This window comes from Paraburkholderia sp. RL17-373-BIF-A (genome assembly GCF_046030175.1).
Taxonomy (GTDB): Bacteria; Pseudomonadota; Gammaproteobacteria; order Burkholderiales; family Burkholderiaceae; genus Paraburkholderia.
Genome location: NZ_JARESO010000574.1, coordinates 1 through 220, shown reverse-complemented (window position 1 = coordinate 220; position 220 = coordinate 1). Strand labels below are relative to the sequence as shown.

Genomic DNA, 220 nt, shown 5'->3' with positions numbered 1-220 from the left:
ATCCATGTGATAGAGGAACGAGCCGCCGTACGTGTCGTTCTCCAGCGGCCAGCCGGCGGTGTGCATCACCAGACCCGGCTTGTGCTTCGCCGGATCGATTTCCCACAGTTCCTTGATGCCGAGCCCATAGACCTGCGGATCGGCGCCTTCGCGCAGCTTGAATTTGTCGTTCAGCTGGCGGCCGAGGTGCCCACGCGCGCCTTCGCAGAACAGCGTGTAT

The 220-nt window shown here is 62.3% G+C and carries 1 protein-coding gene; it reads right to left on the bottom strand.

Going from position 1 to position 220, the window contains the following annotated elements; genetic code table 11:
- Nucleotides 1-220: NAD(P)/FAD-dependent oxidoreductase (locus P0D80_RS51810; RefSeq protein ID WP_408296858.1), on the bottom strand; the 220-nt coding region annotated here is incomplete at both ends.